The 26,119-nt window shown below is 55.4% G+C and carries 28 protein-coding genes; 21 read left to right on the forward strand and 7 right to left on the reverse strand.

Annotated features, from left to right (window positions below; genetic code table 11):
* Window positions 1-10: 10 nt before the first annotated feature.
* Entirely contained in the window at window positions 11-289 is a 279-nt protein-coding gene (locus HV157_RS21625) for a YfcL family protein (protein WP_020883115.1), read from the forward strand.
* Between the two features lie 49 nt (window positions 290-338).
* Here HV157_RS21625 and mnmC read toward each other — a convergent pair whose 3' ends face one another.
* Window positions 339-2,336, reverse strand: a complete 1,998-nt coding sequence (gene mnmC, locus HV157_RS21630; protein ID WP_182268927.1) for a bifunctional tRNA (5-methylaminomethyl-2-thiouridine)(34)-methyltransferase MnmD/FAD-dependent 5-carboxymethylaminomethyl-2-thiouridine(34) oxidoreductase MnmC — start codon at window positions 2,334-2,336, stop codon at window positions 339-341.
* Window positions 2,337-2,494: 158 nt separating this feature from the next.
* Here mnmC and fabB point away from each other — a divergent pair, with 158 nt between their 5' ends.
* Together fabB and HV157_RS21640 are read left to right on the forward strand one after the other, a co-directional pair.
* Entirely contained in the window at window positions 2,495-3,712 is a 1,218-nt protein-coding gene (gene fabB, locus HV157_RS21635; protein WP_014171039.1) for a beta-ketoacyl-ACP synthase I, read from the forward strand.
* 206 nt (window positions 3,713-3,918) lie between these two features.
* Entirely contained in the window at window positions 3,919-5,097 is a 1,179-nt protein-coding gene (locus HV157_RS21640) for an MFS transporter (RefSeq protein WP_020883117.1), read from the forward strand.
* A gap of 76 nt (window positions 5,098-5,173) precedes the next feature.
* Here the strand turns inward: HV157_RS21640 and flk are convergent, their stop codons facing one another.
* Window positions 5,174-6,178: a flagella biosynthesis regulator Flk gene (flk, locus tag HV157_RS21645; protein ID WP_020883118.1), complete on the reverse strand. Its 1,005-nt coding sequence runs from the start codon at window positions 6,176-6,178 to the stop codon at window positions 5,174-5,176.
* 114 nt (window positions 6,179-6,292) lie between these two features.
* Between flk and pdxB the strand changes: the two genes are divergently transcribed.
* The 15 genes from pdxB (at window position 6,293) to hisP (ending at window position 20,363) form a co-directional block, all read left to right on the forward strand.
* Window positions 6,293-7,429 carry a 4-phosphoerythronate dehydrogenase PdxB gene (gene pdxB / locus HV157_RS21650; RefSeq protein ID WP_020883119.1) on the forward strand — a complete coding sequence of 379 codons (1,137 nt, stop codon included), beginning with the start codon at window positions 6,293-6,295 and terminating at the stop codon, window positions 7,427-7,429.
* A 67-nt stretch (window positions 7,430-7,496) separates the two neighbouring features.
* Entirely contained in the window at window positions 7,497-8,510 is a 1,014-nt protein-coding gene (locus tag HV157_RS21655) for an aspartate-semialdehyde dehydrogenase (RefSeq protein WP_014171035.1), read from the forward strand.
* Window positions 8,510-9,322, forward strand: coding sequence for a tRNA pseudouridine(38-40) synthase TruA (truA, locus tag HV157_RS21660; protein ID WP_025203571.1), 813 nt, complete (start codon window positions 8,510-8,512; stop codon window positions 9,320-9,322). The genes HV157_RS21655 and truA overlap by 1 nt, the downstream gene beginning before the upstream one ends.
* Window positions 9,323-9,350: 28 nt before the next feature.
* Entirely contained in the window at window positions 9,351-10,010 is a 660-nt protein-coding gene (locus HV157_RS21665) for a DedA family protein (protein ID WP_020883122.1), read from the forward strand.
* Between the two features lie 154 nt (window positions 10,011-10,164).
* Window positions 10,165-11,070: an acetyl-CoA carboxylase, carboxyltransferase subunit beta gene (gene accD, locus HV157_RS21670; protein WP_020883123.1), complete on the forward strand. Its 906-nt coding sequence runs from the start codon at window positions 10,165-10,167 to the stop codon at window positions 11,068-11,070.
* Between the two features lie 67 nt (window positions 11,071-11,137).
* A complete protein-coding gene (folC, locus tag HV157_RS21675) occupies window positions 11,138-12,406 on the forward strand; it encodes a bifunctional tetrahydrofolate synthase/dihydrofolate synthase (RefSeq protein WP_182268928.1) in 1,269 nt (422 codons plus the stop codon).
* The gene (gene dedD, locus HV157_RS21680) at window positions 12,396-13,097 is read left to right on the forward strand and encodes a cell division protein DedD (protein WP_014171030.1); all 702 of its coding nucleotides are present in this window, start codon (window positions 12,396-12,398) and stop codon (window positions 13,095-13,097) included. The genes folC and dedD overlap by 11 nt, the downstream gene beginning before the upstream one ends.
* Window positions 13,098-13,309: 212 nt before the next feature.
* Complete coding sequence (gene cvpA, locus HV157_RS21685; protein WP_000262116.1) at window positions 13,310-13,798, forward strand: colicin V production protein; 489 nt, start codon at window positions 13,310-13,312, stop codon at window positions 13,796-13,798.
* Between the two features lie 36 nt (window positions 13,799-13,834).
* On the forward strand, window positions 13,835-15,352 hold the full coding sequence (gene purF / locus HV157_RS21690) for an amidophosphoribosyltransferase (RefSeq protein WP_014171028.1): 1,518 nt from the start codon (window positions 13,835-13,837) through the stop codon (window positions 15,350-15,352).
* Window positions 15,353-15,441: 89 nt separating this feature from the next.
* A complete protein-coding gene (locus tag HV157_RS21695) occupies window positions 15,442-16,011 on the forward strand; it encodes a UbiX family flavin prenyltransferase (protein ID WP_025203573.1) in 570 nt (189 codons plus the stop codon).
* 290 nt (window positions 16,012-16,301) lie between these two features.
* Window positions 16,302-17,084, forward strand: coding sequence for a lysine/arginine/ornithine ABC transporter substrate-binding protein ArgT (gene argT, locus HV157_RS21700; protein ID WP_014171026.1), 783 nt, complete (start codon window positions 16,302-16,304; stop codon window positions 17,082-17,084).
* Between the two features lie 226 nt (window positions 17,085-17,310).
* Complete coding sequence (hisJ, locus tag HV157_RS21705; RefSeq protein WP_020883126.1) at window positions 17,311-18,093, forward strand: histidine ABC transporter substrate-binding protein HisJ; 783 nt, start codon at window positions 17,311-17,313, stop codon at window positions 18,091-18,093.
* Between the two features lie 88 nt (window positions 18,094-18,181).
* Entirely contained in the window at window positions 18,182-18,868 is a 687-nt protein-coding gene (locus HV157_RS21710) for a histidine ABC transporter permease HisQ (protein ID WP_020883127.1), read from the forward strand.
* On the forward strand, window positions 18,865-19,581 hold the full coding sequence (locus tag HV157_RS21715) for an ABC transporter permease (RefSeq protein ID WP_008502590.1): 717 nt from the start codon (window positions 18,865-18,867) through the stop codon (window positions 19,579-19,581). Before HV157_RS21710 ends, HV157_RS21715 begins: the two co-directional genes overlap by 4 nt.
* A gap of 8 nt (window positions 19,582-19,589) precedes the next feature.
* Window positions 19,590-20,363, forward strand: coding sequence for a histidine ABC transporter ATP-binding protein HisP (gene hisP, locus HV157_RS21720; protein WP_020883129.1), 774 nt, complete (start codon window positions 19,590-19,592; stop codon window positions 20,361-20,363).
* A gap of 47 nt (window positions 20,364-20,410) precedes the next feature.
* On the opposite strand, the gene HV157_RS21725 is transcribed toward hisP, so the two are convergent.
* The 4 genes from HV157_RS21725 to yfcG all read right to left on the reverse strand — a co-directional run bounded on the left by HV157_RS21725 (window position 20,411) and on the right by yfcG (window position 22,941).
* A complete protein-coding gene (locus tag HV157_RS21725; protein ID WP_182378536.1) occupies window positions 20,411-20,920 on the reverse strand; it encodes a GNAT family N-acetyltransferase in 510 nt (169 codons plus the stop codon).
* A gap of 41 nt (window positions 20,921-20,961) precedes the next feature.
* Window positions 20,962-21,855: a TIGR01777 family oxidoreductase gene (locus HV157_RS21730; protein WP_014171021.1), complete on the reverse strand. Its 894-nt coding sequence runs from the start codon at window positions 21,853-21,855 to the stop codon at window positions 20,962-20,964.
* Between the two features lie 13 nt (window positions 21,856-21,868).
* Complete coding sequence (gene folX, locus HV157_RS21735) at window positions 21,869-22,237, reverse strand: dihydroneopterin triphosphate 2'-epimerase (RefSeq protein WP_032680550.1); 369 nt, start codon at window positions 22,235-22,237, stop codon at window positions 21,869-21,871.
* A 74-nt stretch (window positions 22,238-22,311) separates the two neighbouring features.
* Window positions 22,312-22,941, reverse strand: coding sequence for a GSH-dependent disulfide bond oxidoreductase (gene yfcG, locus HV157_RS21740; RefSeq protein WP_020883132.1), 630 nt, complete (start codon window positions 22,939-22,941; stop codon window positions 22,312-22,314).
* 140 nt (window positions 22,942-23,081) lie between these two features.
* Here yfcG and yfcF point away from each other — a divergent pair, with 140 nt between their 5' ends.
* Genes yfcF through yfcD form a run of 3 tightly spaced genes read left to right on the forward strand, consistent with a single transcriptional unit; the run spans window position 23,082 to window position 24,942 of the window.
* A complete protein-coding gene (gene yfcF / locus HV157_RS21745; RefSeq protein ID WP_182268929.1) occupies window positions 23,082-23,726 on the forward strand; it encodes a glutathione transferase in 645 nt (214 codons plus the stop codon).
* Window positions 23,727-23,780: 54 nt separating this feature from the next.
* Window positions 23,781-24,332 (forward strand): phosphodiesterase, encoded by a 552-nt coding sequence (yfcE, locus tag HV157_RS21750; protein WP_014171017.1) that lies wholly within the window; start codon window positions 23,781-23,783, stop codon window positions 24,330-24,332.
* 55 nt (window positions 24,333-24,387) lie between these two features.
* Window positions 24,388-24,942 carry an NUDIX hydrolase YfcD gene (yfcD, locus tag HV157_RS21755; protein ID WP_014171016.1) on the forward strand — a complete coding sequence of 185 codons (555 nt, stop codon included), beginning with the start codon at window positions 24,388-24,390 and terminating at the stop codon, window positions 24,940-24,942.
* Between the two features lie 3 nt (window positions 24,943-24,945).
* Here yfcD and HV157_RS21760 read toward each other — a convergent pair whose 3' ends face one another.
* Window positions 24,946-25,965 (reverse strand): LacI family DNA-binding transcriptional regulator, encoded by a 1,020-nt coding sequence (locus tag HV157_RS21760; RefSeq protein WP_014171015.1) that lies wholly within the window; start codon window positions 25,963-25,965, stop codon window positions 24,946-24,948.
* Between the last annotated feature and the right edge of the window lie 154 nt (window positions 25,966-26,119).

Here is a 26,119-nt window from a genome sequence, read left to right on the forward strand (position 1 = left end):
AGGAAAGAAGATGATCGCAGAATTTGAATCACGCATTCTGGCGTTAATTGATGACATGGTGGAACACGCCAGTGATGATGAGCTGTTCGCCAGCGGTTATCTGCGTGGTCACCTGACGCTGGCTGTCGCTGAGCTGGAAGCAGGGGACGATCACTCTGCCGAGGCCATTCATGATGAAGTGAGCCGCAGCCTGGAGAAAGCGATCCAGGCAGGGGAACTCTCTCCGCGCGACCAGTCATTAGTGCTGGGTATGTGGGACACCCTGTTCCAGCAGGCAAAAGCCAGGTAGTCATTTTCCTCCCTCTCCCGGTGGGAGAGGGAGGACATCGGCCCGCACGTTACTTCACCCTTTTTCCTTTCAGTAACTTCCGTACCCACAAACGGTTGGGATTGAGTCCCGCAAGCGTAACGCTGTCCAGCGGAACGGGCTCATCACTCATCTGTGCCGCCAGCACTTCGGCCAGCAACGGCGCTGAGCATAATCCCCGTGAACCGAGCCCCCCAAGCATAAACAGCTGCGGATAAACTGGCGCACTCACCGCGGTATCACGGTTTTCAGCAAGATCCTGATAGGCCTCAAGCGTTGCTTCATAGTCAGGCACATTTCCCGCCATCGGCAGATGGTCCCGGGTGGCACAGCGTACGCCACAGCGCGCGTCACCGGCGCTGATATCAACCTCTTTTGCCCAGTCGGCCTGCGGGAAGCAGTTGATCAGGCGCTGGCGGTTTTGCTGCTGATCGTCTTCGCTGTAGCGCATGTCGGTCTCACCGCGATGGTAGCTGGCACCAATGCAGTGGTGGCCGTTGGACGGATTTTGTGGCGTCAGATAGCCGTCGTAGCAGAGTACCTGCTGCAGTTTTTCCAGCACTGGCGAGGTGGGGATATGGCTGACCTGGCCGCCGACAGGGTAAAGCGGCAGCTTTTCCGTCTGGTTGAACTGGCTGATAGGGTGACCGTTGGCCAGCACTACGCAGGTATGCTGCGCCTCTTCGCCCGTGGTGAAATGCAGGTTCCAGTGCTCCGTGTGGTGAAGTGAGGCGACCTGGCGGGAATAGTGCACCGTCAACCCGCGCGACTGCGCCAGCGCAATGGCTGCCGTCGTCAGATCTGCCGGACACAGCCAGCCACCGAGCGGATAGTGGATACCGTCGCAGCCCGTATCGACGCCCGCGGTTTCGGTTATCTGCTGCGCATTCACCGCCCGGGCAATTTCGAGCGGCAGACCCAGCGACAACATGTGCGCGATTTTTTGCTGGCTCTTCTCATCCCAGCCCAGTTGCGTAACGCCACACCAGTCGTGGTCAAACGCCACAGGCAGGGCATCATACAGGCGCCGGGCAAAGGTAAAGGCTACCGGGAAAAACTGGCTCAGCGCCGGATCGTGAGCGCTTAACAGTGGGTAGAGCGCCCCCTGGCGGTTGCCGGAAGCGCCCTTTGCCGGCGCGTCGTCGGCGCAGTAGAGCGTTACCTGCCAGCCACGGTGTAAAAGCGCGAGCGAAAGCAGGGCGCTGGCAATCCCGCCGCCGACAATTGCTACCTCTCGTGATGTGCTGGCGCTGCGTGAAAACCAGGGCGTCTGAGCGGGGATCTCCAGCGTCTGATCCATTCTTCCGACCAGCATGTCGCGCTTGCGACCAAAACCTTTGGTCTTTTGCATAGTAAAGCCGGCCTCCTGCAATCCGCGGCGGACAAAGCCTGCCGAGGTGAAGGTCGCGAGCGTTGCGCCAGGACGCGCCAGGCGTGCCATTGCGTTAAACAGATGCTGGCTCCACATGTCCGGATTCTTGGCGGGGGCAAAACCATCAAGGAACCATGCGTCCACTTTCTGATTCATTGAATCATCAAGCTTATCGGTCAGTTCATTGATGTCGCCGAGCCACAGATCCAGCGTGACGCGTCCGCCGTCCAGCAGCAGACGATGACAGCCGCCGAGGTGCGGCGGCCACTGCGCCTGAAGCTGCTCCGCCCATGGCGCAAGTTCCGGCCAGTGCTGATGGGCGAGACGAAGGTCATGCGCGGTGAGCGGAAATTTTTCAAAACTGATGAAATGTAATCTTTGCAGTGTAGCGTCAGGGTGAGCAGCGTGAAACTGATCGAACATCTGCCAGAGGGTGAGAAAATTCAGACCGGTACCAAACCCGCTCTCAGCGACCACGAACAGACTGCGCGGATGCGTGGGGAAACGGGCGTTTAACTGGTTTCCGTCGAGGAAAACATAGCGGGTTTCTTCCAGTCCGTTATCATTAGAAAAGTAGACGTCATCAAAATCTCGGGAAACAGGTGTACCCTCAGCGTTGAATTCGAGGTTGGCGGGTTGTATAGCGTTTTGTTTCACGTAAGTTACTCGTCTGACAGGCAGTGACACGATCTTAACGATGTGCGTCCATCGGTGCAAATTTCCGCAGAAAATGTCTGATCGGACTTGTTCGGCGTACAAGTGTACGCTATTGTGCGACTCGAAACTTAATATAGTGCGACTTACAGAGGTATTGAATGAAACGTGCAGTGATTACTGGCCTGGGCATCGTTTCCAGCATCGGTAATAACCAGCAGGAAGTCCTGGCATCTCTGCGTGAAGGACGCTCCGGGATCACTTTCTCTGAAGAGTTTAAAGATTCAGGTATGCGTAGCCACGTATGGGGTAACGTCAAACTGGACACCACCGGTTTGATTGACCGTAAAGTGGTTCGTTTCATGAACGATGCCTCTATTTATGCTTATCTCTCCATGCAGGAAGCGATTGCGGATGCGGGTCTGAGCGCGGAAGTTTACCAGAACAACCCACGCGTAGGTCTGATCGCCGGTTCCGGTGGCTCATCTAAAGCGCAGGTCTTTGGTGCCGACGCAATGCGTAGCCCACGTGGTCTGAAAGCGGTAGGTCCTTATGTTGTGACTAAAGCTATGGGTTCAGCGGTTTCCGCTTGCCTGGCGACCCCGTTCAAAATCCACGGCGTTAACTACTCCATCAGCTCTGCCTGTGCGACCTCCGCACACTGCATCGGTAATGCGGTTGAGCAGATCCAGCTGGGTAAACAGGATATCGTGTTTGCTGGCGGCGGCGAAGAACTGGGCTGGGAAATGGCCTGTGAATTCGACGCAATGGGGGCACTGTCCACCAAATATAACGAAACTCCGGATAAAGCATCCCGTACCTATGATGCGCACCGTGACGGTTTCGTTATCGCAGGCGGCGGCGGTATGGTTGTGGTTGAAGAGCTGGAGCACGCGCTGGCGCGTGGTGCGCACATCTACGCTGAGATCGTGGGCTACGGTGCAACGTCTGACGGCGCTGACATGGTGGCTCCATCCGGTGAAGGCGCAGTGCGCTGCATGAAGATGGCGATGCACGGCGTTGACACACCAATCGACTACCTGAACTCCCACGGTACCTCTACTCCGGTAGGCGACGTGAAAGAGCTGGGTGCGATCCGTGAAGTGTTCGGCGACAACAGCCCGGCTATCTCCGCGACCAAAGCCATGACCGGTCACTCTCTGGGTGCTGCTGGCGTTCAGGAAGCGATCTACTCTCTGCTGATGCTGGAAAATGGCTTTATCGCCCCAAGCATCAACATTGACGAAATGGACGAGCAGGCCGCAGGTCTGAACATCGTGACCCAGCCTAAAGAAGCGACACTGACTACCGTCATGTCCAACAGCTTCGGTTTCGGCGGTACTAACGCCACGCTGGTGATGCGTAAGTACAACGCATAAGTTCTGACTGATTCAAAAGGGGAGCCTGACGGCTCCCTTTTTTTATGCATTGACAAGCGGCTGATCTCGCAGGCAAACTTCCTACCTCAACATTATCCTCACGATAATGCGTAAGCGTTCAACGTCAACCAACGCACCTAAATCCTGGTTATCAGGAAGAGGGGGCGTGGTTTTTCCCCGCCTTACTCTTCATTTCGGAGTAAAGCATGACTGCAGTCACTCAAACAGAAACAACCTCTTCAGCGAACGTCTCGCTGTTTCGCATCGCGTTTGCGGTGTTCCTGACCTATATGACCGTCGGCCTGCCGCTGCCGGTGATCCCGCTGTTTGTTCATCAGGAGCTGGGCTATGGCAACACCATGGTCGGCGTCGCTGTGGGTATTCAGTTCCTGGCTACGGTATTAACCCGCGGTTATGCCGGACGTCTGGCGGATCAGCACGGGGCAAAACGCTCGGCGTTACAGGGCATGTTTGCCTGTGGTCTGGCGGGAGGTGCATGGCTGCTGGCCGCTCTCCTGCCGGTTGACGCTGCGTATAAATTTGCGCTGCTGATCGTGGGGCGTTTAATCCTGGGCTTTGGTGAAAGCCAGCTCCTGACCGGTACGCTGACATGGGGTATGGGACTGGTGGGGCCTGCACGCTCCGGCAAAGTCATGTCCTGGAATGGCATGGCCATTTATGGCGCGCTTGCCGCAGGCGCCCCGCTCGGGTTGCTTATCCACAGCCACTTTGGCTTTGCCGCGCTGGCAGCGACCACCCTGATGCTGCCGCTGCTGGCATGGGCATTCAACGGTCCGGTGCGTAAAGTCCCTGCCCATAAAGGGGAGCGCCCGTCTTTGTGGAGCGTGGTGGGTCAAATCTGGCAGCCGGGCCTTGGCCTGGCCCTGCAGGGCGTCGGTTTTGCGGTAATTGGTACGTTCGTCTCGCTCTACTTTGTGAGCCGCGGCTGGGCGATGGCAGGTTTTACGCTGACCGCCTTTGGTGGCGCATTTGTCTTAATGCGCGTGCTGTTCGGCTGGATGCCGGATCGTTTTGGTGGCGTGAAGGTTGCAGTGGCATCACTGGTGATTGAAACCCTGGGTCTGCTGTTACTGTGGAGTGCACCCGTTGCGTCCGTAGCGTTGTTAGGCGCGGCATTGACCGGCTGCGGATGTTCGCTTATTTTCCCGGCGCTGGGCGTGGAGGTGGTAAAACGTGTCGCCCCACAGGTGCGTGGCACGGCGCTTGGCGGCTATGCGGCGTTTCAGGATATCTCATACGGGGTAACTGGGCCGCTGGCAGGTCTGTTAGCGACATCGTTCGGGTATCCGTCTGTTTTCCTGGCGGGCGCGGTTGCAGCGGTTGTGGGCATTGTGGTGACGCTGGTGGCGTTTCGTCAGTCTTAGCGGTTAAGTGCCGGGGCGGCAAGCCTTCCCCGGTATGCTGTCGGCCCGGCAGGCGTAGCGCCACCGGGCGAAACCGTTATGCGACCAGCCAGAAAATCGCCAGTGCAATCATTAACGCAATAAACATCAACCCTGGACGGGCAGAGAGGGTTCTGAACGTTTCCATCACCGGCGCAAACAGCGGATTGTAGATTGGCTGAATGTTTCGTGCTTCCGGCACGCCCCCTTCGCGTTCGGCGCGGCGAACGAAAATCTGATTGAGCACATCCTGCACCTGCGCGGTGGTCAGTACCGTTTGCGGTGTGGCCTGCCAGGTTTGCTGGGCGTAATCACGAATGGCGTCAAATTCGTTCGGCTCCAGCGGCTGCTTAAGTGCCGCCTGAACCGTGTGCAGGGTTGGAGCGGTCTGGGTGCTGAGCGTCTGACGCGCCTGTAGCCAGGTCACCAGATGCGTAAACTGTTTCGCCGGGATCAGCTCGCCCGCTTTTACGCCGGAGAGTTCCAGCATTGATTGCCAGATAAGCTTCGTCGGTTCGCCGGTGGCGGCGGCCAGCTTGGTCACCATCTGCTTGAGCGTATTGTGCTCGGCAGGCAGCAGCGGACGCTCGGTCGCAGGGCGTTGCTGAGGCTGTGGAATTGACAGCTGATTGGTTTGCAGCAGCGTCAGTACGGTTTTGAGCTGTTCCGGGGTCAGCTGGCTCAGGGCGGTCTGACCAAACTGCTGGCGAATAAAATCACTCACCGCCTGGCGGTTATTTCCCTGGCCCAACAGCTCGGTCAGCTGCGAGACAATCTGGCGTGTGCTGTGATTCTGCTGTGCAGTATCAATCCGCTGGTTCAGGTTTTGCTCGGCAGCAGGGAAATGGCGCGACTGCAAAGGTGCGTCGTTCCTGACACCTAAATCGTGCTTTACCCCAGCCCAGACTTCCGCGTTTTGTTGCGACGTCAGCGCGATCAGGCGCGTGATCAGTCGCTCCAGCACGGTGCGCTGTTGTGTGGATAGCGGTTGTTCGCCTGCAACGTTTGGCGTAACAGGGCCTTCACCCGGAGGGCGCGGCGGCGTACCTGAAATGGGCTGCATCGTCAAAAAATCCTTAAAGTCAAAACTCAGCGTAAACCTGGCAGACGTATATGCCTGGCGGCCAGATTATGGCACACTTGATGGGTTTTCTTCCTCTCAAACAGGTACTCAGACGTGAAAATCCTCGTTGATGAAAATATGCCTTATGCCCGCGAGCTCTTTAGCCGCCTCGGCAACGTTAAGGCTGTCCCGGGTCGGCCGATCCCGGTAAACGAGCTGGATGATGCAGACGCGCTGATGGTGCGCTCGGTAACCAAAGTAAATGAGGCGTTGCTCTCCGGCAAAGCGGTGAAATTTGTCGGGACCGCAACGGCAGGGACGGATCATGTGGATGATAAATGGCTTAAGCAGGCGGGGATCGGTTTTTCAGCCGCGCCGGGCTGCAACGCCATTGCGGTCGTGGAATATGTTTTCTCCTCCCTGCTGATGCTGGCAGAGCGCGACGGTTTTGCGTTGCAGGACCGTACCGTCGGGATTGTTGGTGTGGGCAACGTGGGCGGGCGCCTGCATAAACGTCTTGAGGCGTTAGGCATTCGCACCCTGCTGTGCGATCCGCCGCGTAAAGACAACGGTGATGAAGGCGACTTCCGTTCGCTGGATGAACTGGTTGCACAGTGCGATGTGATCACTTTCCATACGCCGCTGTTTAAAGAGGGGCCTTATAAGTCGCTGCACCTTGCTGATGAAGCCCTGATCCGTCGTCTGAAGCCTGGCACTATTCTGATAAATGCCTGCCGGGGTCCGGTGGTCGATAACCTTGCGCTGCTGAAATGTCTGGAAGAGGGGCAAGCGCTTAGCGTGGTGCTGGACGTCTGGGAGCCGGAGCCTGAGCTTAACGTTGCGCTGCTTAACAAGGTGGACGTCGCAACGGCGCATATTGCCGGTTATACCCTTGAAGGAAAAGCCCGCGGCACGACGCAGGTCTTTGAGGCCTATAGCGCCTTTATCGGCCATCCACAGCAGGTGGCGCTGGATACCTTACTGCCTGCGCCTGAATTTGGCCGCATTACCCTGCACGGACCACTCGATCAGGCAACGCTGAAACGACTGGTCCATTTGGTGTATGATGTGCGCCGCGATGACGCGCTGCTGCGTAAAGTGGCGGGTATTCCGGGTGAGTTTGATAAGCTGCGCAAGAACTATGTTGAGCGCCGCGAGTGGTCTTCCCTGTATGTGATTTGCGATGACGCAACGGCTGCGACGCAGCTGCATAAACTGGGTTTTAACGCCGTTCATCACCCGGCACATTAATGTCTTCTTAATGCTCCCTGTTGGATACTCCGACAGGGACGCTTTTTTATTTCTGGAGTAAACCACCATGTCTGAAGGCTGGAACATTGCCATTTTAGGTGCCACGGGTGCCGTGGGTGAAGCCCTGCTCGAAACCCTTGCTGAGCGTCAGTTCCCGGTGGGTGATATCTATGCGCTGGCGCGTACAGATAGCGCGGGTGAACATCTGCGTTTTGGCGGTAAATCTGTCATGGTTCAGGATGCGGCCGGGTTCGACTGGACTCAGGCGCAGCTGGCGTTTTTTGCAGCCGGTGCTGAGGCTACGGCGTCTTACATTGAAGAGGCCACCAACTCGGGTTGTCTGGTGATTGATTTAAGCGGCTTGTTCGCGCTTGAGCCGGATGTGCCGCTGGTGGTGCCGGATGTGAACCCGTTTGTGCTGGCAGACTACCGTAACCGCAACGTTATCGCCGTACCGAACAGCCTGACCAGTCAGCTGCTTACCGCGCTGAAACCGCTGATCGACGAAGGCGGCCTGTCGCGTATCTTCGTCACCAGCCTGCTGTCTGCGTCTGCCAACGGCAAGCAAGCGGTTAACGCACTGGCCGGGCAGAGCGCGAAATTGCTGAGCGGCGTTCCGATTGATGAAGACGACTATTTTGGTCGCCAGCTGGCGTTTAACATGCTGCCACTGCTGCCAGATCGCGAAGGCAGCGTGCGCGAAGAGCGCCGTATTGTCGATGAAGTCCGCAAAATCCTGCAGGATGACGGCCTGATGATCTCTGCCAGCTGCGTGCAGTCTCCTGTCTTCTACGGCCACGCGCAGATGGTCGGTTTTGAAGCGCTGCGCCCGCTCGCCGCAGAAGAAGCGCGTGACGCGTTTGGTCGCGGTGAGGATATCGCCCTCTCCGAAGAGAGTGAGTTCCCGACGCAGGTTGGTGATGCGACCGGTAGCGCACATCTGTCTGTTGGCTGCGTGCGTAACGATTACGGAATGCCTGAGCAGATCCAGTTCTGGTCAGTTGCCGATAACGTTCGCTTTGGCGGCGCGCTGATGGCGGTGAAAATTGCGGAGAAACTCGTGCAGGAGTACCTGTACTGATGTCAGAAGTGGATCACAAGCCCGTTCATAAAATTGCCCTCGGTATTGAGTACGATGGCAGTAAGTATTATGGCTGGCAGCGTCAAAATGAGGTGCGCAGCGTCCAGGAAAAACTGGAAAAAGCGCTCTCTCAGGTGGCGAACGAACCGATAAGCGTTTTCTGTGCCGGGCGTACGGATGCCGGCGTTCACGGCACGGGGCAGGTGGTTCATTTTGAAACCACCGCTGTGCGAAAGGACGCTGCATGGACGCTGGGGGTGAATGCGAATTTACCTGGAGACATTGCGGTTCGTTGGGTTAAAGATGTTCCCGATGATTTTCATGCGCGTTTCAGCGCCACCGCGCGCCGTTACCGCTATGTCATCTACAATCAGCGTCTACGTCCGGCGGTGTTAAGCCAGGGCGTGACGCATTTTTATGAACCGCTTGATGCTGAACGTATGCATCGTGCGGCGCAGTGTCTGATTGGTGAAAATGACTTTACCTCGTTCCGTGCGGTGCAGTGCCAGTCCCGTACGCCGTGGCGTAATGTCATGCACATAAACGTCAGCCGTTATGGCGCGTATGTGGTGGTGGATATCAAAGCCAATGCCTTTGTACATCATATGGTGCGGAATATTGTGGGCAGCCTGATGGAAGTGGGTGCCGGACACCAGCCGGAGAGCTGGATTGCAGAACTGCTGGCAGCGAAGGACAGAACGCTTGCGGCAGCCACGGCGAAAGCGGAAGGGCTGTATCTGGTCTCGGTAGACTATCCGGATCGGTTTGACCTGCCGAAACCGCCAATGGGCCCGCTGTTTTTAGCGGACTAATCAAAGGTGCAATTAAGGCTTAGACAAAATGGACGTAATACGTTTTTTGATTGATTTCATCCTGCATATTGATGTTCACCTGGCGGAGCTGGTCGCGCAGTACGGCGTCTGGGTTTACGCTATTCTGTTCCTCATTCTGTTCTGTGAAACCGGTCTGGTTGTCACCCCGTTCCTGCCGGGGGATTCACTGCTGTTCGTGGCCGGCGCGTTATCCGCGTTACCGACTAACGATTTGAATGTGCATCTGATGGTTGTGTTGATGGTTATCGCCGCGATTATTGGTGATGCGGTGAACTACACGATTGGACGGGTGTTTGGTGAGCGGCTTTTCAGCAATCCGGACTCGAAAATTTTCCGTCGCAGCTATCTCGACAAAACCCATGCGTTCTATGAACGTCATGGCGGCAAAACCATTATCCTTGCCCGTTTTGTGCCTATTGTTCGTACATTTGCACCGTTTGTGGCGGGAATGGGGCATATGTCCTATCGTCACTTTGCGGCATATAACGTTGTTGGCGCGCTGCTGTGGGTGCTCCTGTTTACCTATGCCGGCTACCTGTTTGGCGATCTCCCGGTGGTCCAGGAAAACCTTAAGTTACTGATTGTAGCGATTATTGTGCTTTCGGTACTGCCTGGGGTTATTGAGATTATCCGTCACCGACGTGCGGCAGCAAAGCAAGCGAAGTAAATGCATACTGGCAGTTCGACCACTTTTTTATCCAAAGTTTCGGGCTGTTATGTTTTAATGTGCAACATTCATGGTCTGTTGGAGGCAAAAATGGCATTATTCGCCTCTTATAGCAAAACTGGCATACGACCAGGTTCAGGCAGAAAGGTTATCAATGAGCTGGATTGAACGAATTAAAAGCAACATAACCCCGACTCGTAAAGCGAGCATTCCTGAAGGGGTATGGACGAAGTGTGATAGCTGCGGCCAGGTTCTGTACCGCGCAGAGCTGGAACGCAATCTTGAGGTGTGTCCGAAGTGTGACCACCATATGCGTATGACGGCGCGTAATCGCCTGCATAGCCTGCTGGACGAAGGTTCTCTGGTAGAACTGGGTAGCGAGCTTGAGCCAAAAGACGTGCTGAAGTTCCGTGATTCCAAAAAATACAAAGACCGTCTGGCCTCTGCACAGAAAGAGACCGGCGAGAAAGACGCGCTGATCGTCATGAAAGGCACCCTGCACACGATGCCGGTGGTGGCTGCCGCGTTTGAGTTCTCCTTTATGGGTGGCTCAATGGGCTCTGTCGTGGGTGCGCGCTTCGTGCGTGCCGTTGAGCAGGCGCTGGAAGACAACTGCCCGCTGATCTGCTTCTCCGCCTCCGGTGGTGCACGTATGCAGGAAGCGCTGATGTCGCTGATGCAGATGGCGAAAACCTCTGCTGCGCTGGCGAAAATGCAGGAGCGCGGTTTGCCGTACATCTCCGTGCTGACCGACCCGACGATGGGTGGCGTTTCCGCAAGCTTTGCCATGCTGGGCGATCTGAACATCGCTGAGCCGAAAGCGCTGATCGGTTTTGCGGGTCCACGCGTCATCGAACAGACCGTACGTGAAAAACTGCCGCCGGGCTTCCAGCGCAGTGAGTTCCTCATCGAGAAAGGCGCTATCGACATGATCGTCCGCCGTCCGGAGATGCGCCTGAAACTGGCAAGCATCCTGGCGAAGCTGATGAATCTGCCAGCGCCGAACCCGGACGAGCCGCGCGAAGGCGTGGTGGTACCGGATCAGGAACCCGAGGCCTGATAACTGAAAAGGGCAGGGCCGGATGGCGCTGCCCTTTTGCTTTCTCAACTGTTAATGACCGGGCATCATGGAAAATAAAAGCATTCCCCAAGCCACGTCGCCCCTGGCCGCGTGGCTTTCTTATCTGGAAAACCTGCACAGTAAAACCATCGATATGGGGCTTGAGCGCGTAAGCCAGGTTGCCGCGCGTCTCGACGTACTGAAACCAGCGCCGTTTGTGTTCACCGTTGCCGGAACGAACGGTAAAGGCACGACGTGCCGCACGCTGGAATCTGTCCTGATGGCAGCAGGCTATAAGGTTGGCGTTTACAGCTCTCCACACCTCGTGCGGTATACCGAGCGGGTGCGTGTGCAAAATCGCGAGCTGCCGGAATCAGCGCATACCGCCTCTTTCGCGGAAATTGAAGCTGCGCGCGGTGAAATTTCATTAACCTATTTTGAATACGGCACCCTGTCGGCACTGTGGTTGTTTAAGCAGGCGCAGCTGGACGTGGTGATTCTGGAAGTCGGCCTCGGCGGGCGTCTTGATGCCACCAACATGGTGGATGCGGATGTGGCCGTCGTGACCAGCATTGCGCTGGATCATACCGACTGGCTGGGGCCGGATCGCGAAAGCATTGGTCGCGAGAAAGCCGGGATTTTCCGGGCGAATAAACCTGCCGTGGTCGGCGAGCCGGATATGCCGCACACCATTGCAGAGGTGGCGAATGAGACGGGTGCGCGTCTGCTGCGCCGTGGCGTAGAGTGGCAGTATGAGGTTCAGGCACACGGCTGGCGCTTTAGCGATGCGCAGGGCGCACTGGACAACCTGCCATTGCCGCAGGTGCCGCAGCCTAACGCGGCAACCGCGCTGGCGGCACTGCGCGCAAGCGGTCTGGCGGTGAGCGAGCAGGCGATTCGCGAGGGCATTGAGCGGGCGATCCTGCCCGGGCGTTTCCAGATTGTCAGCGAGTCACCGCGCCTGATCCTCGATGTGGCGCACAACCCGCATGCCGCGGCGTATCTCGCGGGACGTCTCAAATCGTTACCAAAAACCGGGCGCGTGCTGGCGGTTATCGGTATGCTTCATGATAAAGATATTGGCGGTACGCTGGCCTGCATGGAGAGTGTGGTCGATAGCTGGTATTGTGCTCCTCTGGAGGGGCCACGCGGGGCGACCGCTGAGCAGTTGATGGAACATCTCGGCAAAGGCGCAATCTATAATAGCGTGGCTCAGGCCTGGCATGCCGCGATGGCGGATGCTAAACCAGAAGATACCGTGCTGGTGTGTGGTTCGTTCCACACGGTGGCACATGTCATGGAAGTGATGGACGCGGGGAGAACCGGTGGCGAGTAAGTTTCAGAACCGTTTAGCAGGAACAATAGTGCTGGTGGCGCTGGGAGTCATTATTCTCCCGGGCCTTCTCGACGGGCAGAAAAAGCACTATCAGGATGAGTTTGCAGCCATTCCACTGGTACCGAAACCGGGCGATCGCGACGAGCCGGATATGCTGCCTGCGGCGACACAGGCCCTTCCTGCTCAGCCGCCAGAAGGCGCAGCGGAAGAGGTTCGCGCGGGCGATGCGGCTGCGCCGTCTCTTGATCCGTCTCGTCTGGCGGCGAGCAACACCAACGATATCGATCCTGTACCGGTTCCGGTCGTGCAGCCTAAACCGGCTGAGAAACCGAAGCCGGTCGAAAAAACGCAGCCGAAACCGCAGCGGGATAAAACGAGCGAACAGCTTGCCGCAGCGACAGAGACACCGCCTCCGGCGAAACCGGCTCAGCAGGAAGCCGCACCGACGGGCAAAGCCTACGTCGTGCAGCTGGGTGCGCTGAAAAATGCCGATAAGGTCAATGAGGTGGTGGGTAAACTGCGCAGTGCGGGATATCGTGTTTACACTTCACCTTCCACGCCGGTACAGGGTAAAATTACCCGTATTCTCGTGGGGCCAGAAGCGTCCAAAGATAAGCTTAAAGGATCGCTGGGTGAGCTGAAGCAGATCTCCGGCCTGAGCGGTGTGGTGATGAGCTACAGCGCGAACTAACCCCTCCCTCACCCTTATCCTTTCTATGAAGAGAAGGTGGGGGGGAAGAGTGACGGCAGACGTCCACAGAGACGTAAAAAGCCACGGCGTTGAACATTTTTTCAGCGCCTTTTTTATTTACGCGTGGGAAGGAAATCCCTACGCAAACGTTTTCTTTTTCTGTTAGAATTCGCCCCGAACTGGATGACAGGGCGTTAAATCGTGGGACACATATGGTCTGGATTGATTACGCCATCATTGCGGTGATTGGTTTTTCCTGTCTGGTTAGCCTGATCCGTGGCTTTGTTCGTGAAGCGTTATCGCTGGTAACCTGGGGTTGTGCTTTCTTTGTTGCCAGTCATTACTACACTTACCTGTCTGTCTGGTTCACGGGCTTTGAAGATGAACTGGTCCGAAATGGAATCGCTATCGCGGTGCTGTTTATCGCGACGCTGATTGTCGGCGCTATCGTAAATTACGTGATAGGTCAGCTGGTCGAGAAAACCGGTCTGTCAGGAACAGACAGGGTACTCGGGATCTGTTTCGGCGCACTACGAGGCGTGCTGATTGTGGCCGCGATCCTGTTCTTCCTGGATACCTTTACCGGGTTCTCCAAAAGTGAAGACTGGCAAAAATCGCAGCTCATTCCAGAGTTCAGTTTCATCATCAGATGGTTCTTTGACTATCTGCAAAGCTCGTCGAGTTTCTTGCCCAGAGCGTAATGCGCTCTGAGATGTGGCTTAACGAGGAAAAGACGAATGTGCGGTATTGTCGGTATCGCCGGTTTCATGCCGGTAAACCAGTCGATTTATGACGCGTTAACGGTGCTTCAGCACCGTGGGCAGGATGCTGCGGGTATCATCACCATTGATGCAAACAACTGCTTCCGTTTACGTAAGGCGAATGGTCTGGTAAATGATGTGTTTGAAGCCCGCCATATGCAGCGTCTGCAAGGTAATATGGGGATCGGTCACGTTCGTTATCCTACTGCTGGCAGTTCCAGCGCCTCTGAGGCTCAGCCTTTCTACGTCAACTCACCGTATGGCATCACGCTTGCCCACAATGGCAACCTGACCAACGCGCACGAGCTGCGTAAGAAGTTGTTCGAAGAGAAACGTCGCCACATTAACACCACCTCTGATTCTGAAATTCTGCTCAATATCTTTGCCAGCGAGCTGGATAACTTCCGTCACTACCCGCTGGAAGCAGACAACATTTTTGCCGCCGTTGCCGCGACTAACCGCCAGATCCGTGGTGCGTATGCCTGCGTGGCGATGATTATCGGCCACGGGATGGTTGCCTTTCGCGATCCAAACGGCATCCGCCCGCTGGTGCTCGGTAAGCGCGATCTCGGTGATGGTCGTACCGAATACATGGTTGCCTCTGAAAGCGTGGCGCTGGATACCCTGGGCTTCGAGTTCCTGCGTGATGTTGCGCCTGGCGAAGCGGTCTATATCACTGAGAAGGGCCAGCTGTTCACCCGCCAGTGTGCTGACAACCCGGTGAGCAATCCGTGCCTGTTTGAATATGTTTACTTCGCCCGTCCGGACTCGTTTATCGACAAGATTTCCGTTTACAGCGCGCGCGTGAACATGGGGACAAAACTTGGCGAGAAGATTGCCCGCGAATGGGACGATCTGGATATCGACGTCGTTATTCCTATTCCGGAAACGTCCTGCGATATCGCTCTGGAAATCGCCCGCATTCTGGACAAGCCATACCGTCAGGGGTTTGTGAAAAACCGCTACGTTGGTCGTACCTTTATCATGCCGGGTCAGCAGCTGCGCCGTAAGTCCGTACGTCGTAAACTGAACGCAAACCGCGCTGAGTTCCGCGACAAAAACGTCCTGCTGGTGGATGACTCCATCGTTCGCGGCACCACCTCAGAACAGATTATTGAGATGGCGCGCGAAGCGGGTGCGAAGAAAGTGTATCTGGCCTCAGCCGCACCGGAAATTCGTTTCCCGAACGTGTACGGCATCGATATGCCAACCGCCAATGAGCTGATCGCTCACGGTCGTGAAGTGGACGAAATTCGTCAGATCATCGGTGCCGACGGCCTGATTTTCCAGGATCTGAACGATCTTATCGACGCAGTACGCGCTGAGAACCCGGATATTCAGCAGTTCGAATGCTCCGTGTTTAATGGCGTCTACGTGACGAAAGACGTTGACCAGCAGTACCTCGACTACCTTGATTCGCTGCGCAACGACGATGCGAAGGCCGTCCAGTTGCAAAACGATCTCGAAAGTTTAGAGATGCACAACGAAGGTTGATGTCTGTGTAAGTGAGGGCATTTGCCCTCACTTGCAACTCCCCGCAAAATCCTGCACAGTCTGCCCTGAAATCAGTTAGGGCGAAAATCATGAAACGACTCATTGTTGGGCTCAGTGGTGCCAGTGGCGCGATTTACGGCGTACGTCTGTTACAGGTGCTGCGCGACGTGGCAGAAGTGGAAACGCATCTGGTCATGAGCCAGGCGGCACGTCAGACCCTCTCTCTTGAAACCGACCTCTCACTGCGTGATGTCCAGGCACTGGCGGATGTGGTTCACGATGCCCGCGATATCGCCGCCAGCATCTCCTCTGGCTCGTTTAAAACGGCCGGCATGGTTATCCTGCCTTGTTCCATTAAAACGCTCTCCGGCATTGTAAACAGCTATACCGACACGCTGGTGACCCGCGCCGCGGACGTGGTGCTGAAGGAGCGTCGTCCTCTGGTTCTCTGCGTGCGGGAAACGCCGCTGCACGTGGGACATCTGCGTTTAATGACTCAGGCTGCTGAACTCGGCGCGGTGATCATGCCACCGGTACCGGCGTTCTATCACCGGCCCGTTTCACTGGATGATGTGATTAATCAGACGGTTAACCGCGTTCTCGATCAGTTTGATATCGACCTGCCTGAAGACCTCTTCACCCGCTGGCAGGGTGCCTGAATCTGTGCACTCACAGCGTGCATGAAAAGATAACGTGCCCTGTTTCAGGGCAATTATGCAACGGCGATCATATCCTCGACATTTAATTCGCTTTTTCCCTTTTTCTCTTTCCGGTTCGTTCGGCAGACCTGCTATCTTTCACCATTAAGGCAATATCGCAACGTTTTATTAACATATTTAACGTCGAACTTTTCACCAGACGGCAATGTGGCATAAGACCTGCAAGAGAAGCCTGCAACACAACACACAACACAATACATAATAAAATCACGGTACTTGAGGGTAAATGTATGAAGAAGACGGTTCTGGCTCTGTCTTTGCTGGTGGGGTTAAGTGCGGCAGCAGGTAGCTACGCAGCGCTTCCACAGACAGTTCGTATCGGTACAGACGCAACCTACGCGCCATTCTCTTCCAAGGATGCGAAAGGCGATTTCGTTGGGTTTGATATCGATCTGGGAAATGAAATGTGCAAACGCATTGCGGTGAAATGCACATGGGTGGGCAGCGACTTTGATGCGTTAATCCCGTCGCTGAAAGCCAAGAAAATCGACGCCATTATCTCTTCTCTCTCTATCACCGAAAAACGTCAGCAGGAGATTGCCTTCTCTGACAAGCTTTACGCTGCAGATTCACGTCTGATTGCCGCTAAAGGCTCCCCGATTCAACCCACCATCGACTCACTGAAAGGCAAGCATGTCGGCGTGCTTCAGGGCTCAACGCAGGAAGGGTTTGCCAATGCGAACTGGCGTGAGAAGGGCGTCGACGTAGTGGCGTACCAGAACCAGGATCTGATCTACTCTGACCTGGCGGCAGGCCGTCTGGATGCGGCATTCCAGGATGAAGTCGCTGCGAGCGAAGGCTTCCTGAAACAGCCAGCGGGCAAAGAGTACGCTTTTGCTGGCCCGTCCGTGAAAGACAAAAAGTACTTTGGTGACGGTACGGGTATCGGCCTGCGTAAGGACGATACCGAGCTGAAAGCCGCCTTCGACAAAGCGTTTGCTGAGCTGCGTAAAGACGGTACCTACGACAAACTGGCGAAGAAATACTTCGACTTCAACGTCTACGGTGACTAATACCTGACGACAATGCACTGCTGAGGTGCATTGTCGGGCGGGATGATCCAATATGGTGCAATTAATGCACTGTATTGGATCGCTGTGTGCATACTTACGCATTTATAATGCAAAAAATCCCGGATCAAAGGCATTATTCTTTGCCTGACGGAGGGGATTGATGGCACATTAGCACCACCCCGTCGTCGTAAAAATCCCGTATGTAGACAGTTTGTTGAGGACAGATATGAAAAAACTAGTATTGTCACTTTCTCTGGTGCTGGCCTTTTCCAGCGCCACCGCGGCATTCGCAGCAATTCCGCAGAAAATTCGAATCGGTACCGATCCTACCTATGCACCGTTCGAATCGAAGAATTCTAAAGGTGAATTGGTTGGTTTTGACATCGATCTGGCCAACGAACTGTGCAAACGCATCAAAGCGCAGTGTACCTACGTTGAGAACCCACTGGATGCGCTGATCCCGTCGCTGAAAGCGAAAAAAATCGACGTGATTATGTCCTCGCTCTCCATCACTGAAAAACGCCAGCAGGAGATTGCTTTCACGGACAAACTCTACGCGGCAGATTCACGTCTGGTCGTCGCCAAATCTTCCGACATTCAGCCCACTCTCGAGTCGCTGAAAGGCAAACGCGTGGGTGTGCTGCAGGGGACTACTCAGGAAACCTACGGTAACGAACACTGGGCGCCGAAAGGGATTGAAATCGTCTCTTATCAGGGCCAGGAAAATATCTACGCTGACCTGACGGCAGGTCGCATTGACGCGGCGTTCCAGGATGAAGTCGCGGCGAGCGAAGGCTTCCTGAAGCAGCCGGTCGGCAAAGACTATAAGTTTGGCGGTCCATCCATCAAGGATGTGAAGTTGTTTGGTGTAGGCACCGGTATGGGCCTGCGCAAGGAAGACAACGAACTGCGTGAAGCGCTGAACAAAGCGTTTGCCGAAATGCGCGCTGACGGCACGTACGAGAAAATTGCGAAAAAATACTTCGATTTCAATGTTTACGGCGGCTAATCGCCCCGTCAAATAACGTGCAGCCCCTCCCACTGTGGGAGGGGAAAAGACACGGTTCCACCACTCACGATACGACAGGGCTCGCGGTATGCTGTACGGATTTTCTGGCGTTATTTTACAGGGCGCGCTTGTCACCCTTGAGCTGGCTCTCAGCTCCGTGGTGCTGGCGGTGCTGATAGGTCTGGCGGGCGCAGGGGCGAAGCTTTCGGCTAACAAGCCGCTGGCGCTGATTTTTGAAGGCTATACGACGCTGATTCGCGGTGTTCCCGATCTGGTGCTGATGCTTCTGATCTTTTACGGTCTGCAGATTGCGCTTAACAGCGTGACGGACGCAATGGGTATGGGACAAATCGATATCGACCCGATGGTGGCCGGTATTATTACGCTCGGTTTTATCTACGGGGCCTACTTCACCGAAACCTTCCGCGGCGCGTATATGGCTGTGCCGAAAGGCCACATTGAAGCGGCAACCGCATTCGGTTTCACCTCCTCACAGACGTTTCGTCGAATCATGTTCCCGGCCATGATGCGCTATGCGCTTCCAGGTATCGGTAACAACTGGCAGGTTATTCTTAAGGCAACCGCGCTGGTCTCTCTGCTTGGCCTGGAAGATGTGGTGAAAGCGACCCAGCTTGCCGGCAAAAGCACCTGGGAACCGTTCTACTTTGCGGTGGTATGTGGCGTAATCTATCTGGTCTTTACGACCGCCTCCAATGGTGTGCTGCTTCTGCTCGAACGTCGCTACTCCGTGGGTGTGAAGAGGGCTGATCTGTGATTGAGATTATTCAGGAATACTGGAAATCGCTGCTGTGGACAGATGGCTATCGCTTCACCGGCGTCGCCATTACGCTCTGGCTTCTGATCTCCTCCGTGGTGATGGGCGGCATTCTGGCGGTATTTCTTGCCATTGGTCGTGTGTCGAACAATAAATTTATCCAGTTCCCAATCTGGTTGTTTACCTATGTGTTTCGCGGTACGCCGCTATACGTGCAGCTGCTGGTGTTCTATTCGGGGATGTACACGCTTGAGATCGTAAAAGGCACTGAAATGCTCAATGCGTTCTTCCGCAGCGGTCTGAACTGTACGGTGCTGGCATTGACGCTCAATACCTGCGCCTATACCACCGAGATTTTCGCAGGGGCGATTCGCTCTGTCCCGTACGGTGAAATTGAAGCGGCGCGTGCGTACGGCTTCTCCTCCGTGAAGCTTTACCGTTGCATCATTCTGCCGTCGGCGCTGCGTATTGCGTTACCGGCGTACAGTAACGAAGTGATTCTGATGCTGCACTCCACGGCGCTGGCCTTTACCGCCACGGTGCCGGACTTACTGAAGATTGCCCGGGATATTAACTCGGCAACCTATCAGCCGTTTACCGCATTCGGTATTGCGGCAGTGCTTTATTTGATAATTTCATACGTCCTGATTAGCCTGTTCCGTAAGGCAGAAAAACGCTGGTTGCAGCATATAAAACCTTCTTCGACGCACTGAGAATGATGATGGCTGAGAACAAATTAAACGTTATTGATCTGCACAAACGCTACGGCGAACATGAAGTGCTGAAAGGGGTGTCGCTGCAGGCAAACGCGGGCGATGTCATCAGTATTATCGGCTCATCCGGCTCCGGTAAAAGTACTTTCCTGCGCTGCATTAACTTCCTCGAAAAACCGAGCGAAGGCTCAATTGTGGTGAGCGGGCAGAACATCAATCTGGTGCGTGACAAAGACGGCCAGCTGAAGGTGGCGGATAAAAATCAGCTACGTCTGTTGCGTACGCGCCTGACGATGGTTTTCCAGCACTTTAATCTCTGGAGCCATATGACGGTGCTGGAGAACGTAATGGAAGCGCCAATCCAGGTGCTGGGTCTCAGCAAACAGGACGCCCGCGACCGTGCGGTGAAATACCTGGCGAAAGTGGGTATTGATGAGCGCCAGCAGATGAAGTATCCGGTACATCTGTCCGGCGGGCAGCAGCAGCGTGTATCCATTGCCCGCGCGCTGGCGATGGAGCCGGAAGTCTTGCTGTTCGACGAACCGACTTCCGCGCTGGACCCGGAACTCGTTGGCGAAGTGCTGCGCATCATGCAGAAGCTCGCCGAAGAGGGCAAAACGATGGTGGTGGTGACGCACGAGATGGGCTTTGCCCGGAACGTTTCTAACCACGTCATCTTCCTGCATCAGGGTAAAATCGAAGAGCAGGGGCATCCCGATGAGGTGTTAGCGAACCCGCAAAGCCCGCGTCTGCAGCAGTTCCTGAAGGGGTCTTTGAAGTAGGTTTAGCCTTTCCCCTCTCCCTGTGGGAGAGGGCCGGAGTGTGGGCATCAAACCGCACCACACTCCAGTCGATACACCCAGTCGTCATACCGCACACCGTTAATCTCATACGCTTTTTCCAGCACCTGCGTGCGCACAAAACCCGCTTTCTCCAGTACCCGGACTGACCCGCCGTTGTCTGCCAGCACATATGCGTTAATCGCCTTTACGCCCGTATGGTTAAATGCGTAGTCACACACCGCGCGCAGTGCCTCACTGGCGATGCCCTGGCCCTGCGCGGCAGGCACGACCGTATAGCCGATATCCGCCTCTTCACGATTTTCAGCGCTGATTTGCAGGCCGATATCGCCCAGCGGGGTCTCTTCATCGCGTAAGCGGATAACGAACACATGCGCTGCCGTCAGACGTGCGGCAAACAGGCGTCGGGTCTCTTTTTCCGGGGCGATAGCGGCCATATACTGCATGATGGCGCGATCCTCGCGCAGGGCACGGAAAAAAGGCCAGTCAGTGGGTTCGAAGGGGGTGAGATGGAGCCGGGGAGTGGTAATGGTTGCCATAGATATGCCATTTCGTCGGAACATGGCATATCACTGTAACATTATCTCACCACATCCCCCAGCGCCTCTTCTAAGTCATACCAGCGGAACGCAAACCCGGCCGCTTCCAGCCGTTTTGGCAGGGCCCGTTGCCCGCCTAATACCAGCACGGACGCTTCACCCATCATCAGGCGGATCACCGTAGCAGGCACGCGCAAAATCGCCGGGCGATGCAGGGCATGTCCGAGAGCATGGGCAAACTGTTCGTTACGCACCGGGTAGGGCGCAACCATATTAAACGGCCCGCGCAGATCGTTATCCAGCAGCCAGAGAATACCGTTGACCATATCGTCGATATGGATCCATGCCAGATACTGACGGCCATTGCCGATTGGCCCGCCAAGACCGAGCCTGAAAGGGGGGAGCATCTTCGCCAGAATGCCGCCTTTCGGGGCAAGGACTACACCGGTGCGTAGCAGGCAGACGCGGGTATGATCGCTTTGCGCAGCACAGGCGATACGCTCCCACTGGGCGCAAAGTTTATGGGTGAACTCGTTGTGGGGCGGCTCTTCTTCCGTTACCACCACCTCGCCGAGATCGCCGTAATACCCTACGGCAGAACCCGAAATGAGAACCGACGGCGGGGTATGACTGTTGCGGATAAGCTCAACCAGCTTCTCGGTAAGGGTCCACCGGCTGCTGCACAGGAGCTGTTTTTGCTCTTCCGTCCAGCGCTTATCGGCGATCGGTTCGCCTGCCAGGTTGATGACGGCGTCAAATCCGTCCAGATTCTGCTGCTCGGCGAGATTTCTCCAGATGTCGATACCTGCGCCCAGCACCTGGCGCGCTTTCTCTGGACTGCGCGTCACCACGGTAATGTCGTGATGCAACGCCTGCAGACGCGCAATGAGATGGCGGCCAATCAGGCCGGTACCGCCGGTCAGCAAAATCTTCATACAACCTCCAGGGTTACGCCTGGCGTTGCCAGCTTAACGTCATCGAGACGGAATCGGCGTAACGCAGGGCGTGAAGTTTATCGATCTCTACTTCAGCATAAGTGACCCAGTGATGATCGCGTGCGATGTCGAGCACATCCTGAGTTAATTTTTCCAGTAAAGAGAAGCGGTTGTTTTCCACGTACTGGATGATTTTTTTGGTTATCGTGCGGTAGTTCAGCGCATCATTAATATCTTCGCTGGCCCGCGCTTTATCAGCCGGGTAGTGGATAACCACATTAATCACGATATCCTGACGGTTGGCGATCTCTTCCTCTTTGATACCGATGAAGGTGCGTAGGCGTAAATTTTTTATACGAATAATAGCGTCATGCTGTGACATTGCAGGTCTTCTCCGTGTCAGAATTTCCTTCACATAATACATGAGAGCCTCTCCGGCACACACCAGCCACCGGCTTAAATTTGCTGGATTTTTTGCATGGCGCGTTCGGTGGCCGGACGCGTGCGGATTCGTTCAAACCAGTTGTTCACCGCCGGGTAAGACGCCAGGTCAATGCGGTGCTTTTCATGGGTATTCACCCAGGGCCAGCAGGCAATGTCGGCGATGCTGTAATGATCCCCGCCGAGCCACGGTGCTTTCTCCAGCCGACGGTTCAGAACGCCGTATAACCGCTGGGTTTCCACCTGATAGCGTTCGATAGCATAAGGAATCGGCTGCGGCGCGTAGGCAGTAAAATGGTGGTTTTGTCCGAGCATCGGCCCCAGACCGCTCGTCTGCCAGAAAAGCCACTGCAGCGTGTGGTGACGCTCGCGCAGCTCTCCGCTCAGCAATTTGCCAGTCTTCTCTGCCAGATAGAGCAATATTTCTCCGGATTCAAACAGGCTCAACGGCTTGCCCCCATCGGCAGGATGGTTATCAATAATGGCCGGGATTTTATTGTTTGGCGATATAGCCAGAAAGAGAGGACTGAACTGATCGCCTTTGCTGATATCCACGCGAATGATCCTGTAATCCAGTTCGGCTTCCTCAAGAAAGAGGGTGATCTTATGGCCGTTCGGGGTGGGGGCATAATAAAGGTCGATCATTCTCAACTCCTGTCAGTGAAAATAGTGACGCCATGAAAAATGAGTATAGGTGGTTGTTGTAAATCGTGAGTTTTCATCAAGTGACAGCGAGGCAAAGAGATTATATGTTGAATGAAAACCGATCAGCCGATGAGGATGTTATGAACCAGCCCGTAATCACGTTATGGTCCGATGCAGATTTCTTTTCTCCCTATGTTCTGAGCGCGTATGTGGCGCTGGCCGAAAAAGGACTGTCATTTACGCTAAAGACGGTGGATCTGGACGGCGGTGAACATCTGAAACCACAGTGGCAGGGCTACGCCCTGACCCGTCGCGTGCCGGTGCTGGACATTGATGGCTTCGCGCTGAGTGAATCGTCGGCGATCGATGAGTATCTGGAAGATCGGTTCGCACCACCTGAGTGGGAGCGCATCTACCCACACGATCTGCAAAAACGTGCCCGCGCACGTCAGATCCAGGCGTGGCTGCGCAGCGATCTGGTGCCGATTCGCGTGGAACGCTCCACGGATGTGGTGTTTGCCGGGGTGAAAAAACCGGCGCTGAGTAAAGACGGTGCGGACAGTGCCCAAAAACTGATCGATACCGCGTCTTCTCTGCTGGCTCATGGTAATCCGAATTTATTCGGCGAGTGGTGTATTGCCGATACCGATCTGGCGCTGATGCTGAACCGTCTGATCCTCAATGGAGATGAGGTGCCTCAGCGGCTGGTGGATTATGCCGCGTTTCAGTGGCAACGCGCCTCAGTGCAGCGCTATGTGGCACTCTCCGCTAAGCGAGCGGGCTGATATAGCCTGACGCTTCAGGTATGATAGGGCAGTCTGATTTCCAGGGAGTGACTGATGAAACTGATGTTTGCGTCTGATATCCATGGTTCGCTGCCCGCGACCGAGCGTGTTCTTTCTCTGTTTGCTCAAAGCGGGGCGCAATGGCTGGTGATTCTGGGGGATGTGTTAAATCATGGTCCACGCAATGCGCTGCCGGAAGGCTATGCACCGGCGCAGGTAGCGGAAAAACTCAACCAGTATGCTTCGCGCATTATCGCCGTTCGCGGTAACTGCGACAGTGAAGTGGACCAGATGCTGCTGGATTTTCCCATCACTGCCCCCTGGCAACAGGTGCTGATGGAAAATAGCCGTCTGTTCCTGACCCATGGTCATCTTTTTAGCCCGGAAAATCTCCCGGCACTGGCGGCTGGCGATGTCCTGGTTTACGGTCATACTCATATTCCGGTGGCAGAAAAACGCGGCGAGATGTATCACTTTAACCCCGGTTCGGTCAGCATACCGAAAGGTGGAAATCCAGCAAGCTATGGCATGCTCGATGAGAATACGTTAAGCGTAATCGCACTTAATGATCAGCAAGTTATTGCGCAAATAGCGATTAATCCGTAAGTTACACCTCAACTGCAAACGCGCCGAAAGAGCGCTTAGACGAGAAGGTTTCCCGATGGTGGAGCAGAGTCATTTGGCAAGTACAGAGTGGGTTGACATTGTCAACGAAGAGAATGAAGTGATCGCGCAGGCCAGCCGCGAACAAATGCGCGCGGAGCGTCTGCGTCACCGTGCGACATACATCGTTGTGCATGACGGGATGGGCAAAATTCTGGTCCAGCGCCGCACGGACACCAAAGATTTTCTCCCTGGTATGCTGGATGCAACTGCAGGCGGCGTTGTTCAGGCGGATGAAGTTCTGCTGGACTCCGCGCGTCGTGAAGCGGAAGAAGAGTTAGGGATTGCCGGCGTGCCGTTTGCCGAGCATGGTCAGTTCTATTTCGAGGACGAGCATTGCCGCGTCTGGGGCGGGCTGTTTAGCTGCGTTTCCCATGGCCCGTTCGCCCTGCAGGAAGAAGAAGTGAGCGAAGTGAACTGGATGACGCCGGAAGAAATTACCGCGCGTTGCGACGAGTTCACCCCGGATTCGTTAAAAGCGCTGGCGCTGTGGATGACCCGCAACGCTAAAAACGAATCCACGAAAGCGGAAAAAGAGGAAGAGGCGGAGTAAGCCTCAACAGCTCTCCCGCAAACACAGGCTGGACGCGATGGGTTTATGGTCGCGCCAGTCTCCATCATTCAGACGTTCCAGTAACGCGCGTCCCGCTTCAATCCCAATCTTACGATGTGGCACTGCCATGGTCGTCAGCGGTGGCTGACAGACCCGGCTGACGTCGCTATCGCCAAAACCCACCACGGCCAGATCGTCCGGTACTTTTATACGCCGACGCTGGCATTCATAAAGTGCCCCGCAGGCCAGTTCATCCGACACGCACACCAGTGCATCCAGCTCTGGCCACGCCAGCAGGAACTCCGGCAGTTGCGCCGCACCCGTGGAAAAACTCGGTGGCATGGCGGCGTTAATCACCCGGTTTGGTGACATATGGTGGCGAAGCATCGCTTTGTACCAGCCCTGTAAATGCTGCTGGAAAATCCACTGCTCCTGGTTAGCGCACAGCAGGCCAATATTCTGGTAGCCGCGCTTAATAACCATCTCCGTCAGTTCGTACATCGCCGCGACGTTATCAATCCCGATATTCATATCAATAGGATCGGCGCGCATGGCCCCCATCTCCATGACCGGAATGGACGCGTTTTTCAGCCAGTGGCGGACAGTATCGGAGTGTTCAACACTGAGCAAAATCGCAGCGGCAATGTTCGACGCCAGCAGCGTCTCCAGCAATTTTTCTTCCTGCTCGAGTCGATGCTGTGATTCGGCCAGCATGATCTGGTAGCCGGCAGGCTGCAGCACCTGCTGAAGCCCGGCGAACATCTCCGAGCAACCGGATTCGGAGAGATTAGGAACGACCATCGCAATCGTCCATGACGATGCCGAGGCCAGCGCGCTCGCAGCGAGATTAGGCATGTAGCCCAATTCCTGTACAGCGGCTTCTATTTTTTCTCGCAGTTTATCGGAAACCTGTTCAGGCGTGCGGAGTGCACGGGACACGGTCATCGTGCCCACCCCGGCAAGCTGTGCGACATCGGCGAGTGTCACTTTACCGGTACTGCGCCGTTTTCGGGTTAGAGACATACACCTTCCTGCTGACCAGACGCGTTTTTATTATCATCCTTCGTTTCACGTGAAACGCAGTATACGCCTTAAATCCCTTTTTTTGCTGTGAATTCACACCATGATTACAATTTGATAGCGCTATCACACTTCTGAATGTTAGCGATTGGTAGCG

This window comes from Enterobacter sp. RHBSTW-00318 (assembly GCF_014101375.1).
Lineage (GTDB): Bacteria > Pseudomonadota > Gammaproteobacteria > Enterobacterales > Enterobacteriaceae > Enterobacter > Enterobacter ludwigii.

Coding starts and splice junctions, on each gene's coding strand:
- purF (WP_014171028.1), top strand. CDS start 13,835: ATGTGCGGTATTGTCGGTATCGCCGGTTTCATGCCGGTAAACCAGTCG.
- yfcF (WP_182268929.1), top strand. CDS start 23,082: ATGAACCAGCCCGTAATCACGTTATGGTCCGATGCAGATTTCTTTTCT.
- yfcD (WP_014171016.1), top strand. CDS start 24,388: ATGGTGGAGCAGAGTCATTTGGCAAGTACAGAGTGGGTTGACATTGTC.
- yfcE (WP_014171017.1), top strand. CDS start 23,781: ATGAAACTGATGTTTGCGTCTGATATCCATGGTTCGCTGCCCGCGACC.
- truA (WP_025203571.1), top strand. CDS start 8,510: ATGTCAGAAGTGGATCACAAGCCCGTTCATAAAATTGCCCTCGGTATT.
- hisJ (WP_020883126.1), top strand. CDS start 17,311: ATGAAAAAACTAGTATTGTCACTTTCTCTGGTGCTGGCCTTTTCCAGC.
- yfcG (WP_020883132.1), bottom strand. CDS start 22,941: ATGATCGACCTTTATTATGCCCCCACCCCGAACGGCCATAAGATCACC.
- folX (WP_032680550.1), bottom strand. CDS start 22,237: ATGTCACAGCATGACGCTATTATTCGTATAAAAAATTTACGCCTACGC.
- cvpA (WP_000262116.1), top strand. CDS start 13,310: ATGGTCTGGATTGATTACGCCATCATTGCGGTGATTGGTTTTTCCTGT.
- fabB (WP_014171039.1), top strand. CDS start 2,495: ATGAAACGTGCAGTGATTACTGGCCTGGGCATCGTTTCCAGCATCGGT.
- folC (WP_182268928.1), top strand. CDS start 11,138: ATGGAAAATAAAAGCATTCCCCAAGCCACGTCGCCCCTGGCCGCGTGG.
- argT (WP_014171026.1), top strand. CDS start 16,302: ATGAAGAAGACGGTTCTGGCTCTGTCTTTGCTGGTGGGGTTAAGTGCG.
- HV157_RS21655 (WP_014171035.1), top strand. CDS start 7,497: ATGTCTGAAGGCTGGAACATTGCCATTTTAGGTGCCACGGGTGCCGTG.
- HV157_RS21760 (WP_014171015.1), bottom strand. CDS start 25,965: ATGTCTCTAACCCGAAAACGGCGCAGTACCGGTAAAGTGACACTCGCC.
- flk (WP_020883118.1), bottom strand. CDS start 6,178: ATGCAGCCCATTTCAGGTACGCCGCCGCGCCCTCCGGGTGAAGGCCCT.
- HV157_RS21665 (WP_020883122.1), top strand. CDS start 9,351: ATGGACGTAATACGTTTTTTGATTGATTTCATCCTGCATATTGATGTT.
- HV157_RS21710 (WP_020883127.1), top strand. CDS start 18,182: ATGCTGTACGGATTTTCTGGCGTTATTTTACAGGGCGCGCTTGTCACC.
- HV157_RS21730 (WP_014171021.1), bottom strand. CDS start 21,855: ATGAAGATTTTGCTGACCGGCGGTACCGGCCTGATTGGCCGCCATCTC.
- HV157_RS21640 (WP_020883117.1), top strand. CDS start 3,919: ATGACTGCAGTCACTCAAACAGAAACAACCTCTTCAGCGAACGTCTCG.
- accD (WP_020883123.1), top strand. CDS start 10,165: ATGAGCTGGATTGAACGAATTAAAAGCAACATAACCCCGACTCGTAAA.
- HV157_RS21625 (WP_020883115.1), top strand. CDS start 11: ATGATCGCAGAATTTGAATCACGCATTCTGGCGTTAATTGATGACATG.
- HV157_RS21695 (WP_025203573.1), top strand. CDS start 15,442: ATGAAACGACTCATTGTTGGGCTCAGTGGTGCCAGTGGCGCGATTTAC.
- hisP (WP_020883129.1), top strand. CDS start 19,590: ATGGCTGAGAACAAATTAAACGTTATTGATCTGCACAAACGCTACGGC.
- HV157_RS21725 (WP_182378536.1), bottom strand. CDS start 20,920: ATGGCAACCATTACCACTCCCCGGCTCCATCTCACCCCCTTCGAACCC.